The organism is Prevotella sp. LCP21S3_D2 (assembly GCF_052118345.1).
Classification (GTDB): Bacteria; Bacteroidota; Bacteroidia; order Bacteroidales; family Bacteroidaceae; genus Prevotella.
The window spans coordinates 21,267-38,537 of the sequence record NZ_JBQKHJ010000022.1 but is presented as its reverse complement, the minus strand read 5'-3'; the positions used below and the strand labels follow the sequence as shown (position 1 = coordinate 38,537).

Sequence of the window (17,271 nt, the reverse complement as noted above, 5' to 3'; positions counted from 1 at the left end):
CAAGAAAAACACATTTAAATGCCTGATTTACAAAATAATATTAAAAGTTCACAAGTTTGTGGTCCACAAACTTGTGAACTTTTTTTTATCCGAATATTGCAGATACGGAATATAATGGATAATTGACAAGCCAATCCTGCTCCCTGTAAGGTGACATGGATAGGCGCATACCTTTCAATCCCTGATTGCGCTCCACAAACACCCTCAGACTCTTAGCCTGTAAATTCTCCTGAGCCTTTACTTCTATCGGAATGATTCTTTCCTCATCCTGCACCAGAAAATCTATTTCACCACGTGAATTTTCTGCCGACCAATAATAGATAGACAAGGAAGATTTCTCCTTCAACTGCTGCAGGACATACTGTTCTGTCAGCGCCCCCTTGAAATCAGAAAACAGCACATTTCCTTCCAGCAAGCTTTGGGCAGGAATATTACTCATGGCTCCCATCAGTCCGATATCAGACAGGAATAACTTGAAAGCAGAGAAATCCTCGTATGCTGTCAATGGTAGCAAGGCTTTCTTACAGCGGTTTACCTTATAGATCAGCCCTGCATCTTTCAGCCATTCGATGGCGAGCTCAAAATCCTTTGCTCTGGCTCCTTCCTTCACGGCACCATAGATGAATTTCTTGTTTTCCTTGGCGAGTTGGGATGGAATGGATTTCCATACCATTCGGATACGTGGAACTTCTATAGCCGGGGCATGTTTAGAAAAATCACGCTCATACGCTTCAAGGATTCCATTTTGAATGCTTCTGACTTTAGACAGATTCCCCTCACTGGCAAAAGACTGGACAACAGCCGGCATTCCCCCTACCAGATAATACTGACGCAGGCATTCCTCAAATTTATTCCGGAACATGGTTATCATATTCCAATCCTTTGACATGAGCAGTTCCACCATACGGCTTTCACCGATTGCATCCAGGAACTCAAAGAATGTAAGAGGATATAAATGCATGAAATCTACTTTACCTACAGGAAAAGAGTCTTTCTGATGCATTGCTATTCCGAGCAACGAACCTGCAGCTACGACATGATATTGAGGTGCTTTTTCTGCAAAATACTTTAATGCAGTGATACCCCTGGGCGCTTCTTGTATCTCATCAAGAATGATAAGCGTATCTTCGTCTATAGAAACGCCTGTACTCCATTGTATGCTATTAATAATACGGGGGATATCAAAGTCATGAGCAAAAACTTCCCGGAGCATTTCATTGTCTTCGAAGTTTACATATGCACTACGGGGATAGGCCTCTTTGGCAAATTCCTGCATCAACCAGGTTTTGCCAACTTGGCGGGCTCCAAGCATGATCAACGGCTTTCGGTCGTTGCTTGCTTTCCATTGATATAGGTATTTGATGGCATTTCTCTTCATAACTATCTGACTATTTGATGTTTCTGAATGCAAAGATACATTTTTTATTTCAAAGAACACAAAAAGTCGTCCTTAAAAATGTATAAAATCACAAAAAGTCGTCCTTAAAAGTGTATAAAACCACAAAAAGTCGTCCTTAAAAGTGTATTTGTATCATACATCCAAAGCCCCCACAAGCCTCATACCCCCACAATTATTTCTTACTCTTCGGCGCCTTGCTGAATTTATACATCAAATGCACCATCGCATAGCTTGGCAGCGTATTGTTCCATTTCTCAGTCTTGCCCTGTCCGCCCACCTCATACACGGTGCTCGACAGATTCTGAAGAATATCAAAAGCCTCGGCCTTCAGCGTCAGCTTGCCTTTGCAGAACGAACGGGCCAGCGAGGCGTTCCATACCAGATCACTGGTGTTAAACGATTTCTCGCTGTAACCACGCCTGCAATATTCCTTCAGGTCGGTAGAGAGCGAAATGCCCAGAGGCAAGGTGTAAGTCATGTTGCCACCATACTCAAAATCATAGGCATTCAATTTCTCGAAATTGCTGCGGTCGCTCGTACCATGCTTCCACTCCACCTTTCCACCCAAGTTGATGCTCAACTTGTCTTTCTGATACTTGAAGTACAAACTGTTACCCAACTCAGTTCTGAGCACATAGCAGAGCTGGGTAGAATTATCATCGTAAGCAATATCAAAATCCTTGCGGCGTAAACCGTTAAACCACAGACGATAATCCAGACGGAACAATCTAGCCTTGTCAAGAGCCACACCATAAGATGTCGTTGTCCAGAAATCCCAGTTGCCGCCACCACCAATATTATCACTCATATAGGTATAGCCACCCGTCTGCGAATTATAAGTAGTGCGGGTACCCACAAGATTGTGATAGAAATTACCCGTAACGAAGAATCCCACATACTGCTGATTCTTGAGTCCGTTGAAACGGATGTTTACATCGTAATGATGATACAGCGAATTCTCCAGGTCCGGATTGTTCACCCTCACCGCCAGCGGATTCGAATTGTCTCTGTATGGCATGATGCTGAAGAAATCAGGCGTCTGGCTCTGCATATAATAATATAAGCGGATAGTCTTCTTATCGTCATTACAATCGTATATGAACGAAGGTCTGAATACCACACGGCTTCTCCTGGCTATCGTGTCGAGAGCCGAAGTATGGTAATTAAGTCGCTCCTTTTCTTCAGAAATGCTCAGCGACAGAACCAGGTACGAAGAAGGACCACTTCTTTGGAATATAAGTTCACCACCCGTATTCTTTTTCAGCGTTTGATAGCTTCTACTCACATCCTCGTCAATCACCCCCGAAAGCTGCTCCATATTAGAAGGCAGCGTAGCAAACGTCAGTTCCGGATTGGCTATCCAGTCGCCGCCCAGCTCATCCAGACGGTATTTCAAGCCCTTTACCGATTGATAGGTTTGCTCAAAATCTGGGCCAACCAACACAGTCCATTTAGTATATGGAATTTCTATTCCATACGTAAAGGTACCTCTTATATTATATCTGTTCGACCTGCTATCGTTGTAATAGTTACGCAAGTCCTTCTCGCCAGTCTTGAAATACTCATTGCGGTTCAGGCTGAAAGACTCGTTTGGCTTAGAGCTGGCATAGCTTCCATTCAAATTCAGGTCTATTCTATCACCCCATGGCAACTTATACCATACCATAGCAGTCTGACTACCTGTGAATGCATGCTCTTTTGAGCGCGATTGATAGAGCGACCGGTTGGTGATGATGTCATGCAAGCTGCCACTAACATTCTGTGCAAAGGTAGAATCGATGGTCTGCCTGATATCACCCCATCTTTCAGGATTGGCAGAATAGGTAGCACTACGGTTTGTCGATGAAGTCTTTCTGTCGGAGTAGTCGATACGGGTATCCAACCATACTCCCAACTTTCCACTCATCTGGAAGTTATTATAGAGGTTGAAACTATGGTTATCGCTGCGCGAATCATTGATACTTCTACCGAAGATATTGCCGGTAGAGGCAAAATTCTCCTGCGAGCTGTGGGTCAAGTCGTGCGTATTGTCCCAAGCAAACGTTACGTTTCCCCGCTCAAGTATTTTCTGACTCTTCGATGACGTATTAAAGTCAACGCCCACTTGGCGGGTAGTCTTCTGTCCCTGCGGACTGTTGGAAGGCGACCAGTCGCCCTGACTTCCCGGTCTTCGTGTTTCGTTCATGTTATTCATGTTACCGAATACCGAGATTCGAGAATTGTCAGTGTAGTAGAGACCGAAGAGACGAGCCAGATAGCGGTCTTCGCTTCCCCCCGCCGCCTCCATGTTGGCGATGTATCCACGGGAGTACTCACGCTTCAGGGCCACATCCATCACATAGTCTTTCTTCTCCATCTCCTTCCCCATGAGTCGGCTTTTTTCAGAAGAACGGTCATACACCTTCAGTTCCTTTACGGTATAGTAAGGAAGATTGTCGAGCATCACCTGATTCTTCCCCTTGAAAAAGTCTTTTCCGTTGAGGAGCAGATAATCTATCTTTTTTCCGTTTACGTAAATATCGCCGTTACTCTTCATTTCGGCTCCCGGCATCTGTCTTACAAGCGCATCGAGCATGGAGCCATCAGGCACATTGAATGCGCTGGCGTTAAAGATGAGCGTGTCGCCACGGTAAGCCAGCTTCACCTTGGTGCCAGTCACCACCACGCCATCGAGGGCAACATCCCTACTGATTTTCTTCTTGAGCAAAAGCGAAGGGAATAAGAAATTTTTATTGCGTGCTATGTATTTGATGGTATGATTGATACAGTTCGTCTCATAGCCTTCACATTCTGCCTTGACGATATAAGTAGCGGGACGTGCTGGGACTTGAGTATGATAAAAGAGGTGTTTTTCCCATCCACTCGTAGTCATGGTATCTATCACGTTGCTGTCCTTGTCCATCACCGTGACAAAGGCCTTCAGATAGGCTTGGGTAAACGAATCTTTCACGTCACCATAGACTTCTACTTTATGCTCTTTCTTTTTCTTGTCTTGGTTGTTTTGCTGTTGCAGCTGATTGCCGTAAGCATAATTTGGCAATACAGCCATCAAAAACAAGATAATCAAGTTAATAGATTTCATATTATTATCAGTTAGTTATTATTCACCACATTCTCTCATCTACCTACCGTATTGCCCCATCAGGCAGCAAAGATACTGATAGACTTTGCAAAGATACAAAAAAAAAAACTCTACTCGCATTCCTTTTCTAAAAATAAATGACGATTTATTTTGTAATATGCTAAAATAAATGTAATTTTGCACCTTGAATGGGGTTATACCTTATTATATTAAAGAAAAGAAACAAAATAATTAGATAAAGACAATGGAATACAACTTCAGAGAAATCGAGAAGAAATGGCACCAGAAATGGGTCGAGAACAAGACCTACAAGGTGACTGAGGATGAAAACAAGAAGAAATTCTATGTGCTCAACATGTTCCCTTATCCATCAGGAGCTGGTCTGCACGTAGGTCACCCACTTGGTTATATCGCTAGCGATATCTATGCACGCTACAAGCGTTTGAACGGATTCAACGTACTGAACCCTATGGGTTACGATGCTTACGGTTTGCCTGCTGAGCAGTATGCTATCCAGACCGGTCAGCACCCAGAGGTAACTACCGTGGCCAACATCAACCGCTACCGCGAGCAGCTCGACAAGATTGGCTTCTGCTTCGATTGGGATCGCGAGGTCCGCACCTGCGACCCTAAGTATTACCATTGGACTCAGTGGGCTTTCCAGAAGATGTTCAACTCATTCTTCTGCAACAGCTGCCAGAAGGCTCAGCCTATCGAAAAGCTCATCAAGCGCTTCGAGGAGAAGGGTTCTGCTGACCTGAACGTGGCTCAGAACGAGCAGATTGACTTCACAGCCGAGGAATGGAACAGCTACGACGACGTGAAGAAGCAGCAGATCCTGATGAACTACCGCATCGCTTACCTCGGTGAAACGATGGTAAACTGGTGCCCAGGCCTGGGTACTGTGCTTGCCAACGACGAGGTAGTAAACGGCGTAAGTGAGCGTGGCGGTTATCCTGTCATCCAGAAGAAGATGCAGCAGTGGTGCTTGAGAACATCTGCTTACTCTCAGCGTCTGCTCGACGGTTTGGAAACCATCCAGTGGAGCGACAGTATCAAGGAAACCCAGAAGAACTGGATTGGCCGTTCTGAGGGTACAGAGGTAGTATTCTCTGTAAAGGACAGCGACGTGAAGTTCACCATCTTCACCACCCGTGCCGATACTATGTTTGGTGTAACCTTCATGGTTCTGGCTCCAGAGAGCGAATATGTTCAGCAGGTAACTACTGCCGAGCAGAAGGAAGAGGTGGAGAAATATCTCGACTACGTGAAGAAGCGTACCGAGTTGGACCGTATGGCTAACCACAGCGTAACCGGTGTATTCTCAGGAAGCTACGCCATCAATCCATTCACCGGTGAGGCAATTCCAATATGGATTTCAGAATATGTATTGGCAGGATATGGTACAGGTGCCATCATGGCTGTGCCTGCTCACGATAGCCGTGACTACGCCTTCGCCAAGCACTTCAACCTGCCTATCATTCCTCTTATCGAGGGTGCTGATGTTTCAGAGGAGAGCTTCGATGCCAAGGAAGGTATCGTAACCAACTCACCTGTAGCAGGCAAGAGCAGCATGGATGGTTTCTCTCTGAACGGACTCACCGTGAAGGAGGCTATCGCAGCTACCAAGAAGTTTGTTACCGAGAAGGGCATCGGTAGAGTAAAGGTAAACTATCGTCTCCGCGACGCCATCTTCTCGCGTCAGCGCTACTGGGGTGAGCCATTCCCTGTATATTACAAGGACGGAATGCCACAGATGGTTCCAGAGGAGTGCCTGCCACTCGAATTGCCTGAGATTGAGACCTACAAGCCTACAGAGACTGGCGAGCCACCATTGGGCAGAGCTAAGAAGTGGGCTTGGGATACTGAGAAAAAAGAGGTGGTTGACAAGAGTCTCGTAGACAACAAGACCGTATTCCCACTGGAGCTCAACACCATGCCAGGTTTCGCAGGTTCTTCTGCTTACTACCTGCGCTACATGGATCCTCACAACGACGAAGCACTCGTAGGCAAGAAGGCTGATGAGTACTGGCAGAACGTGGACCTCTACGTAGGTGGTTGCGAGCATGCTACCGGTCACTTGATTTACTCCCGTTTCTGGAACAAGTTCCTCTTCGACCTCGGCGTAAGCTGCAAGGAAGAGCCATTCCAGAAGCTGGTGAACCAGGGTATGATTCAGGGTCGCTCTAACTTCGTTTACCGCATCAACAGCGATGACCACGACAAGGCTCCTGTATTCGTAAGCCTGAACCTGAAGAAGGATTACGACGTAACTCCTATCCACGTAGATGTAAACATCGTAAGCAACGATGTTTTGGATATAGAGGCATTTAAGGCTTGGCGCCCTGAGTATCAGAACGCTGAGTTCATCCTGGAGGATGGCAAGTACATCTGCGGATGGGCTATCGAGAAGATGTCTAAGAGTATGTTCAACGTGGTAAATCCAGATATGATTGTCGAGAAGTATGGTGCTGATACCCTGCGTCTCTACGAAATGTTCCTGGGTCCTGTAGAGGCAAGCAAGCCTTGGGATACCAACGGTATCGACGGTTGCCACCGCTTCCTGAAGAAGTTCTGGGGTCTGTTCTACGAGAACCGCACCGACAACTTCCTTCCATCAGCCGACGAGGCTGCGAAGCCAGAGAGTCTGAAGAGCGTTCACAAGCTCATCAAGAAGGTAAGCGAGGATATTGAGAAGTTCTCTTACAATACTTCTATCTCAGCCTTCATGATTGCCGTGAACGAGCTCGGTCAGCAGAAGTGCCGCAACAAAGAACTGCTCACAGACCTCGTGATCCTCATCGCTCCATTCGCTCCACACATCGCAGAAGAGTTGTGGGCAGCACTTGGCGAGCAGGGCAGCGTCTGCGATGCTGCATGGCCAAAGTATGATGAGCAGTATCTGAAGGAGAACGATATGCAGCTCACCATTTCCTTCAACGGTAAAGCTCGCTTCCAGATGACTTTCCCTGTGGATACTCCTAACGAGGAAATCCAGAAGCAGGTATTGGCAGACGAGAAGAGCCAGAAGTACTTGGAAGGATTCAACGTGTTGAAAGTGATCATCGTACCAAAGAAGATCGTCAACGTTGTGTTGAAAAAGTAATTTACTGATAACAGGAAGTTAAGGAGTTAAGGAGTAAAAGGAGTTAAGACAATTGTATATCCTGTCAATAGAAGATATACGAAAACAAAAGCTGTTGTCTTAACTTCCTTTAACTCCTTAACTACTTTTAAAATACGAGGAAAATATTATGCAAATAGCAATCAGTCAGAGAATTAAGAACGAAATCAAGGACTATTTCTACATTACATTGGGTCTGTTGCTTTACACATTTGGATGGACCATCTTTCTGCTTCCATACCAGATAGTAACAGGTGGCGTAACGGGTATCGCAGCCGTGATTTACTACGGCACGGGGATACCTATCTATTTGTCTTATTTTCTCATCAATGCCGCCTTACTGCTGGCTGCGCTGAAGATTCTGGGATTCAAGTTCATGGTGAAGACCGTCTATGCCATCATCATGCTCTCCCTATTCCTGGCTCTGGCACAAGACTTGATGATAGGTGAAGACGGCAAGATGGTACAGGTGCTGGGAGAGGGACAGGATTTCATGTCGCTCATCATCGGCTGTCTGTTTACAGGCTTGTCGCTCGCCATCGTCTTCCTGCACAATGGAAGTACGGGAGGAACGGATATCATCGCCGCCATCGTGAACAAATACCATAATATCTCGCTGGGACGGGTGCTCATCTTCGTGGACCTCGTCATCGTGGGCAGTTCCTTCTTCGTCTTCAATGCTAAACCGGAATTCACTACGATTGATGCAGTAAGAAAGGTAGTATTCGGTCTCTGTACGATGGTGATAGAGAATCTGGTACTCGACTATGTGATGAATGCCAAGCGAGAGAGTGTGCAATTCATGATATTCAGCAAGAAATATCAGGAGATAGCCAACGCCATCGGTATGCAGATGAATCATGGTGTGACGATTCTTGATGGTCACGGCTGGTACACGGGTGATGAGATGAAAGTGCTCTGTATCTTGGCTAAAAAGAACGAGAGCGTCACCATCTTCCGTATTGTGAAAATCATCGACCCGAATGCCTTCGTCAGCCAGAGTGCCGTCATCGGTGTATATGGCGAGGGATTTGATGAAATGAAGGTGAAAATCAAGGACAAGGATATTAAGAAACTGAAGTAGTGATTACTTATTCTTATTAGTGATTGCTTAGTTAGAGATTATTTGAAAAATTGAAAATTATGAAGATAGTATTTGCAACCAACAACCAGCATAAACTGCAGGAAATACGCGACATCCTGGGCAGCGAATACGAGGTAGTTTCGCTGAAGGAAATAGGATGCAACGTGGACATTCCTGAAACCGGAAACACACTGGAAGAGAATGCTTTGCAGAAAGCACAGTATGTTTACGACCATTATCATCTGAGCTGCTTTGCCGATGATACCGGACTGGAGGTAGAGGCGCTGGATGGTGCTCCGGGCGTTCATAGTGCCCGATATGCTGAGGGAACCGACCACGACAGCGAGGCTAACATGGCCAAGCTGTTGAGAGAACTGAATGGGAAAGAGAACAGAAAGGCTCGCTTCCGTACCGTTATCTGCTACATAGAGAAGCAGGATGTATGTCCTTGCGGATGTACCAGCATCAAGAAAATCCATCAGTTTGACGGCATCGTAAACGGTTCTATCGCTATCGAGAAGCACGGCACGGAAGGCTTCGGCTACGACCCTATTTTCGTTCCTGAAGGCTACGACAAGAGCTTTGCCGAGTTGGGTGAGGAAATCAAGAACGGCATCAGCCACAGAGCCAGAGCCGTGGCTAAACTGGCAGAATATCTGAAAAAGAAATAAGGTATGATTAATACCCTTTCGATATTAATCCCTACATATAATAATGTATGTATTGAGCTTGTAAAGTCCTTACAGGCTCAAGCTTCATTATTGTCTTCTTCCTCGGAAACCCGCTCTTCTTCCCAGGAATCATCCTCCTGTTTCGAATACGAAATCCTGGTTGCCGATGATGGTTCTACCGATAAGGGAACCGTAGAGGAGAACCGAATCATCAACACCCTCACCCATTGCCGATATATCGAAAGAGAAGAAAACGTGGGCAGGGCTGCCATCCGGAATTTCCTGGCACAGGAGGCAAAATATCCCTGGCTGCTGTTTATCGACAGCAACATGAACATTATCAGCCAGCAGTATCTTGCCGATTATCAAAGAGAAAAGGAAAACGATGTTATCTATGGCGGTTATCAGATAAAACGGGATGCTGAAACCAGAGAACGGCTGAAGTATAACTTACGATATATCTTCGAATCAGCCGGCACGCAGAATGGAAATCATCTCCAGCGCCAGGCTAATCCCTATGCAGATTTCCACACCTCCAACTTCATCGTGAAGCGGAATATCATGCTCAGATATCCCTTCGACGAAAGGTTTATCCACTATGGATATGAAGATGTACTATGGGGTAAAAACCTGAAAGACAACCACATATCCATTCTACACGTAGATAATCCACTGGGTTATGAACACTTTATCGGCAACATGTCGTTTATCCGCAAGACAGAGGAAAGCCTGCACACCCTCTATCAGTTCAGAACAGAACTGCAGGGCTATTCCAGAATCATCAGTTATGCCGGCAAGCTGAAGCGCTGCCGTCTCTATCCGCTCTGCCAGCATCTCTTTCCGCTGCTGAGTCTACCAATAAAAGCAAGGCTCACAGGCAATAAACCCAGCATTTTTCTGTTTAATATATATAAGTTATTATATTATATACATCTGGATATATGAGCAAGAAAATATTGATACTCCTTACGTTCCTGATTCTGCAGGTTGCATCCAACCGCACATTCGCTGCCATCGGCGACTGGAAAGCCTATATGGCATATAGCGAAGTGCAGGAGATAGAACACGCAGGAAACCTGATTTTCGTACAGGCTTCCAACAATCTATATGTCTACAACAGGAACGACCAGAGTATCCAGACCTTCAGCAAGGTAGACTATCTGAGCGACTGCGATATCCAGCACATCGCCTACAACAAGGCTGCCGGACGCCTGCTGATTCTCTACAGAAATGCCAATATCGACCTGATGAACAGCAGTAACTACTCTGTTCAGAATCTCTCTGATTATTATACGGCTGCTACCACTGGCGATAAATCGGTAAACGATATCTATATATATGGTAAATATGCCTATCTCAGCAACGGTTTCGGCATCGTCAAGGTGAACGTGGCAGATGGCGAAATCAGCGATACCTATCAGCTCGGATTCAAGGTTGACTGGTGCGAGATAAAAGACCGGTATATCTATGCCTACAGCCAGGCGAGCGGACAATACCGTGCCCCGCTCACCAGCAACCTGCTCGATAGGAGCAGCTGGAGCAGGGTGGGAGATTATGCTGCCCGGAAGCAGGAAGACAAGAGCGAACTCAGGCAGATAGTAAGCACCCTGAAGCCGGGAGGTCCGAAGTATAACTACTTTGGATTCATGAAGTTCGACCGGGGACAGCTATATACCTGCGGAGGCGGCTATAACGTGATGCAGGACATGCGACGCCCAGGCTGCATCCAGCTTCTGGACAACCAGGAATGGAACATCTATGAAGACAATTTTCATGAGGCTGCCGGAAATCCTTCCTATATGGACATCAACTGCATCGATTTCAATCCGCTGCATCCCGATACCCTTTTTGCATGCGGAAGAACCGGACTCTACAAGTTTGCCGATGGCAGATTCATCAAGCATTACAGCTACGACAACAGTCCGCTGGTTTCCGTATTCGGTTCAGACAAGAACTACGTGGTCGTGCAGGGCCTTACGTTCGACAGCCAGGGCAAGCTCTGGCTCATCAACAGCATGAACAAGGAAAAGAACCTGCTCACCTATCAGGACGGAATCTGGACGGCGCTTTCGCAGAACGAGTTATCTACATTGCCCAACATGAGCCATCTGCTGATAGACAGCAGGAACATCCTGTGGTTCAGCAACGACAACTGGCAGAATCCGGCATTCTTCAGATATGACATGACGAACAACAAGCTGTATTCTACCACCAATTTCATCAATGAGGATGAAACTAAGTTTACAACTTATTGGCTGAAGGATATCAAGGAAGACCGGTTACACAACATCTGGCTGGCAACGGATGCGGGTCCGATACTGATAGAAAAGAAGGAAACAACCCAGGAATCCCCGGTATTGACGCAGGTGAAGATTCCAAGAAACGACGGTACCAATTTTGCCGACTATCTGCTGGGAGGCGTAAGCATCAGCGCCATCGCCATCGATGAGGGCAACAGAAAATGGTTTGGAACCAGCAGCAACGGTGTCTATCTCATCAGCGACGACAATATGGAGGAAATCCATCATTTCACGTCGGGCAACAGTCCTCTGCTCTCTGACAACATCGAGTCGATAGCCATCAACGATGCCACCGGTGAGGTATTCTTCGGCACCGACAAGGGTCTCTGCTCCTATATGAGCAACGCCAGCAAGACCAATGACGAAATGACCAGTGGCAATGTCTGGGCCTATCCTAACCCCGTGAAACCTGATTATACGGGACTCATCACCATCACCGGATTGTCATTCCAGGCAGATGTCAAGATTGTCACTTCCAACGGTGTCCTCGTAAACCAGGGCAAGAGCAACGGAGGCTCCTATACCTGGGACGGCAGAAACAGGAAGGGAGAAAAGGTGGCTAGCGGTATCTATATGGTAGAAACGGCAACAAACGAAGGTAATCAAGGAACAGTATGCAAAATTGCAATCATCAGATAAAAGATATAAATACATATATTCTGTATGTGCTCTATTTTCTCATCAATGCTTTGTTCATCACGAAGTATCTGATGAGGATAAGCCTCTCTGTCACCCTTCTGGTGCTTTCTGCCTACCTTCTTACCGGTCTGCTTCTCCCCCGTCTTGCTGCTCGTGTAGGGCATGTGGGCAGTCGCAGCCTCTGGTTCGCCATCCTCGGCTTCATCCTCGTTTTGGCAGGCATGCAATATCTCATCGACCCCTATCAGATACAGGTAGACAGATGGTCGGCAATCCACAATTTCATCAATTATCTGGTGCATGGCAGATACCCCTATATGGCTCCAACCCATCTGGGCGGCTACGGATCTCCCTTCCCCGTCTGGCAGTTTCTGCACATCCCGTTCTATTATCTCAACAATGTAGGACTCTCCCTTTTTGCGGTCTTAGCCTTCACGCTATATACCGTCAAACGCCTGTATGGCAACAGGGCAACACTCTGTTTCCTAGCGTGTCTGCTCTATTCTCCAGCCTTCCTATACGAGATATTCGTCAGGAGCGACCTGATGGCAAACTTCCTGCTGGTGCTGGCAGTCATCAACCTGCTGCTGCTAAAGCAAGCAGGTTTATCCACCCGTCCCGTACTCTTTTCCCTCCTGCTGGGAATGCTGCTCAGCACGCGGTTGGCAGCCGCCATTCCGTTCTTCATCTTCCTGCTGCGCCCCTTCCTTTCATTAAACCTTCGGAGGAAAACAAGCTTCTTATTGGGAATTTTCCTGACATTCAGCCTCACGTTTCTCCCCTTCCTGCTGTGGGATATGAAGAGTCTGCTGTTCTTCGAATACAATCCCTTCGTCCTGCAGACCCGCCAGGGCAGCCTGTCGGGCATCCTCCTGCTGATACCTGTCATGATCTATCTCGCATTCAGCTGGCAGGACAGCAGAAGAAGACTGTATGGCAACATAGGCTACGGACTCTTCCTCCTCACCGCCGTCACGTTCATCATCAATATGGCAACATCGGGCAACTACCAGCTGTTCAGTCCCACATACGACATCTCCTATTTCAGCATGTCGCTTCCATTCATCATCATAGCAAACATCAGAAAGTCATGAAACTGAGCATTATCATACCCGTATATCGCACGCAGGATACCCTGGAAAGATGCCTGGAGAGTATCCTGCAGCAATCATTCACCGACTATGAGATGATTCTCGTAGACGATGGATCAGACGACGGCAGTCCCCAGCTCTGCGATGAATATGCCCGGAAAGATGCCCGCATCAGGGTGATTCACAAGGAAAACGGAGGCTTGAGCGATGCCCGCAATGCCGGAATCAGAAAGGCACGGGGAGAATATATCACCTTTGTGGATAGCGATGATACGATGGTGGATAACACCCTGGAAAACCTGATTCAGGAAATCGGGAAGCATCCCCATGTCGACATTCTGGAGTATTCTGTATCAGAGAGATACGGCAACCGGAAGAGACAGTCAGAACTCACCTTCACGCCTGCCGAATATCAGAATCCGCTGGACTACTGGTTTGCCGAAAGGGGATATCAGCATACCTATGCCTGGAATAAGATCTACAGGCGCCATCTCTTCGACGACGTAGAATTTCCCAAGGGCAGGACCTTCGAAGACGCATGGACCACCCCGCTGCTGATAAGACTGGTTTCTGACAGGAAGGACGAAAAAGCCTTCCCCGTCATCAGGGTCACGGATATAGGGAAATACGTCTATCACTGGAACAGTCGGGGCATCACAGCCCAGGCAAAATATGGGGATTTGAAATCATTATACGATGCCCATATCCGCATCCTGACCAGCATCATGCACCGGTTCAAGGCGCATCCCGCCTATATGCAGCAATACGGAGAACAGCTGCAGGACTATATGGCGCAGATACTGAACATCATGCTCGATCTCTACGACGTTTCCGGGAAGCTGGAACCTTCCCCGCCTCTCGTGGAATATCTTGCCGGGATAGATAAAGGAATCCATCCGTTTAAACTTCAACTTCTTAAAATATTAGGTTATCAACGATTATGCAAAGTCAATCATCTTATACATCAAATTCTCTGTCTGGGCAGAAAGCTCAGATGCCACTGGTAAGTTTCATCATCACCACCTACAACCTGCCGTCAGAATATCTGGAATTCTGCCTGAAAAGCATCCTGCAGCTCTCGCTCAATCCAAAGGAGCGCGAAATCATCATCGTCGACGATGGAAGCGACCTCTCGCCCATCCACGACCTGATGGACTATCAGGACGATTTCATCTATCTGCGCCAGCGCAACCAGGGCTTGTCGATAGCCCGGAACACGGGCATCAAGATAGCTACCGGCAAATTTCTGCAGTTTATTGACGGCGATGACTATCTGCTCCAGCGGGGCTATGAACACTGTCTCGATTTGGTGAGATATCACAACCCCGACATCGTATATTTCGAATTGACGGATAAGGAGATTAAGGAGGTACCTTATTCATATACCGAACCGGTTAGCGGCAGTATCTTCCTGCACAACAACAACTTGCGGGGTTCATCCTGCAGCTATGTCTTCAGGAGAGATATCCTGCAGAACCAGCGCTTCACCCCGGGCATCCTGCACGAGGACGAGGAATTCACCCCGCTCCTCTTCCTGAAGGCTGAAAGAGTCATCACCACCGATGCCAGGGCATATTTCTACCGCACGAGGAAAGACTCCATCATGCATCAGAAGGAGAATATGCGCCACAATCTGAGGCGACTCGCCGATACCGAGCTCGTCATCTGCCATCTGCAGGAGAAGGCGGCGCTACTGTCTGATACGGAGAGAGTGGCCCTCAACCGCAGAATAGCCCAGCTCACCATGGACTATCTCTACAACACTATCCTGCTCACCCGCAGCACCCGTCATCTGGAAGATGCCATGAAGCGGCTCCACGACAAGGGGCTCTATCCGCTTCCAGACAAGAAATATACCAAGAAATACCAGCTGTTCTGCAAGGCGATAAGAAGCAAGGTGGGCAGAAGACTCATGGTCATGACCCTGCCCCAGCTGAAGGGATAAAAATTCATTTTTAGATTCATAGGATATGAAAATACTACTCATGGGAGAATACAGCAACGTTCATGCCACACTTGCCGAAGGACTCCGACAGCTGGGGCATCAGGTTACCGTGCTCTCTAACGGCGACTTCTGGAAGAACTATCCGCGGGATATCGACCTGGTCAGGAAGCCCGGGAAATGGGGCGGAATAGCGTATATGGCACGGTTGTATGCGCTGTTGCCCAAGCTTCGCGGATATGATGTCGTACAGCTCATCAATCCCATGTTTCTCGAGTTGAAGGCAGAGCGCATCCTACCCGTCTACCGCTATCTGAAACGGCACAACGGGAAGATTATCCTGGGCGGTTTCGGGATGGACTATTATTGGGTGAGTGGCTGCTGCAACGACCAACCGCTGAGATACAGCGATTTCAACATGGGAGAGACCCTGCGGACCAACGCTGACGCCCTGAAGGAAAGGAAAGACTGGCTGGGCACGGAGAAGGAAAGACTCAACAGAATCATAGCCGGCGAGTGCGACGGCATCGTGACGGGACTCTATGAATACTGGGCATGCTATCACCCGAAATTCCCCGCAAAGACCACCTTTATCCCTCTCCCCATCAAGCCCCATGACCTGGAACCGACTCAGGAGGATAGTGATAAGGTAAGGATTTTCATCGGCATCAACAGAAGCCGGAGCGAATATAAGGGTACGGACATCATGCTGAAGGCTGCCCTGGCGATAGCAGAAAAATATCCCGACAGGATGGAACTGCGCCAGGCAGAAAACCTGCCCTTCCGGGAATACGTAAGGATGATGAACGGGAGCGATGCCATCCTCGACCAGCTTTACAGCTACACTCCCTCCATGAATCCGCTGGAAGCGATGGCAAGGGGCATCATCTGCATAGGAGGTGGAGAACCGGAAAACTACGAGATTCTTCATGAAACCCAGCTTCGTCCCATCATCAACGTAGAGCCCAGCTACGAGAGTGTCTACGGAGAACTGGAAAAACTCATCCTGCATCCAGAGCGGATACCTCTGTTAAAAAAGCAAAGTATGGAATATATAGAAAAGCACCACCATTATATAAAGGTGGCTCGCGAATATGAAGCCTTTTACTGGAAATAAAAAAAGAGCACTCAATCACTTGAGCACTCTTTTTTATAATTAGATTAAACTTTCTAATTTTATTTGTATAAGTAAAAGATGATGAAAAGACGTTTCACAACGTCCGTTTGTTTTAACTGATGCAAAGATACAATATTTCGGATTACCAATATCGTAATTTTTGTCTTTTCAGGAGGTTAAAAATATTGTTTTATATAAAAGAAAACAGTTTTTACCACCTATCAACCAGTTTTTACCACCTTTATCGATACTCTCTTTTCTTTTTCCGACAATATTTACCGTACATTTTGTTAATAAAGGACGGCGCCCAGGGTTTTCAGGATGCCTTGTGCACTGCTTCTGGGCCTTCAGCCCGTTCTTGAGACCACATACAAGGGGTCTGTAGAGCAAGAAGGCTGGCTTATAGGGCCAAATACTCCAAACCCTATCTCAATTTCAGTTATTTCAGTTATTTCAGTTTTCAGCGTGCCCCTATATGTTAGATATGTAGTTACGAATTGTAAGTAAATTATATATCTTATATATTTATATATATATATATAAATATATAAGATACTACTATAAAGAGAAAAGTACTAAGGCGCAGAAAACTGAAATAACTGAAATAACTGAAATTGAAATAATAAATCGGGGATCTTTCCGGAATATCCTGATTCTCCTGATTTACAGTTTCTTTTCCACAACTCTATGTTTTCTGCTCCACAACTCTATGTTTTCTGCTCCGCAACTCTATGTTTTTCTTCTCTCAAAACTATGACTTGTAATTATTAACCAACTTACAATTTGAAAGCTACTGAAAATCGGCCCTTATCACAACCCGAA

11 protein-coding genes are annotated in these 17,271 nt (G+C 46.7%); 9 read left to right on the top strand and 2 right to left on the bottom strand.

The features are described from left to right. Nucleotides 1–85: 85 nt before the first annotated feature. Both ACTQ16_RS12670 and ACTQ16_RS12665 read right to left on the bottom strand, forming a co-directional pair. Complete coding sequence (locus ACTQ16_RS12670; RefSeq protein WP_294969024.1) at nt 86–1,378, bottom strand: ATP-binding protein; 1,293 nt, start codon at nt 1,376–1,378, stop codon at nt 86–88. 193 nt (nt 1,379–1,571) lie between these two features. Further along, on the bottom strand, nt 1,572–4,481 hold the full coding sequence (locus tag ACTQ16_RS12665; protein WP_441937707.1) for an outer membrane beta-barrel protein: 2,910 nt from the start codon (nt 4,479–4,481) through the stop codon (nt 1,572–1,574). Between the two features lie 244 nt (nt 4,482–4,725). Here ACTQ16_RS12665 and leuS point away from each other — a divergent pair, with 244 nt between their 5' ends. The 9 genes from leuS (at nt 4,726) to ACTQ16_RS12620 (ending at nt 16,449) form a co-directional block, all read left to right on the top strand. Then, nucleotides 4,726–7,587: a leucine--tRNA ligase gene (gene leuS / locus ACTQ16_RS12660; protein ID WP_441937705.1), complete on the top strand. Its 2,862-nt coding sequence runs from the start codon at nt 4,726–4,728 to the stop codon at nt 7,585–7,587. Between the two features lie 148 nt (nt 7,588–7,735). Further along, entirely contained in the window at nt 7,736–8,689 is a 954-nt protein-coding gene (locus ACTQ16_RS12655; protein ID WP_294969036.1) for a YitT family protein, read from the top strand. A 59-nt stretch (nt 8,690–8,748) separates the two neighbouring features. Then, nucleotides 8,749–9,360, top strand: a complete 612-nt coding sequence (locus ACTQ16_RS12650) for a non-canonical purine NTP diphosphatase (RefSeq protein WP_441937703.1) — start codon at nt 8,749–8,751, stop codon at nt 9,358–9,360. 3 nt (nt 9,361–9,363) lie between these two features. Then, nucleotides 9,364–10,305 (top strand): glycosyltransferase family 2 protein, encoded by a 942-nt coding sequence (locus ACTQ16_RS12645; RefSeq protein WP_441937701.1) that lies wholly within the window; start codon nt 9,364–9,366, stop codon nt 10,303–10,305. Next, nucleotides 10,302–12,299 carry a type IX secretion system anionic LPS delivery protein PorZ gene (gene porZ / locus ACTQ16_RS12640; RefSeq protein ID WP_441937700.1) on the top strand — a complete coding sequence of 666 codons (1,998 nt, stop codon included), beginning with the start codon at nt 10,302–10,304 and terminating at the stop codon, nt 12,297–12,299. Before ACTQ16_RS12645 ends, porZ begins: the two co-directional genes overlap by 4 nt. Beyond that, nucleotides 12,275–13,393 carry a hypothetical protein gene (locus tag ACTQ16_RS12635; RefSeq protein ID WP_441937698.1) on the top strand — a complete coding sequence of 373 codons (1,119 nt, stop codon included), beginning with the start codon at nt 12,275–12,277 and terminating at the stop codon, nt 13,391–13,393. The genes porZ and ACTQ16_RS12635 overlap by 25 nt, the downstream gene beginning before the upstream one ends. Beyond that, nucleotides 13,390–14,397, top strand: coding sequence for a glycosyltransferase family 2 protein (locus tag ACTQ16_RS12630; protein ID WP_294969047.1), 1,008 nt, complete (start codon nt 13,390–13,392; stop codon nt 14,395–14,397). Before ACTQ16_RS12635 ends, ACTQ16_RS12630 begins: the two co-directional genes overlap by 4 nt. Beyond that, nucleotides 14,385–15,335 carry a glycosyltransferase gene (locus ACTQ16_RS12625; RefSeq protein ID WP_294969050.1) on the top strand — a complete coding sequence of 317 codons (951 nt, stop codon included), beginning with the start codon at nt 14,385–14,387 and terminating at the stop codon, nt 15,333–15,335. The genes ACTQ16_RS12630 and ACTQ16_RS12625 overlap by 13 nt, the downstream gene beginning before the upstream one ends. 25 nt (nt 15,336–15,360) lie before the next feature. Beyond that, nucleotides 15,361–16,449: a glycosyltransferase family 1 protein gene (locus ACTQ16_RS12620; RefSeq protein WP_441937696.1), complete on the top strand. Its 1,089-nt coding sequence runs from the start codon at nt 15,361–15,363 to the stop codon at nt 16,447–16,449. Nucleotides 16,450–17,271 lie beyond the last annotated feature (822 nt).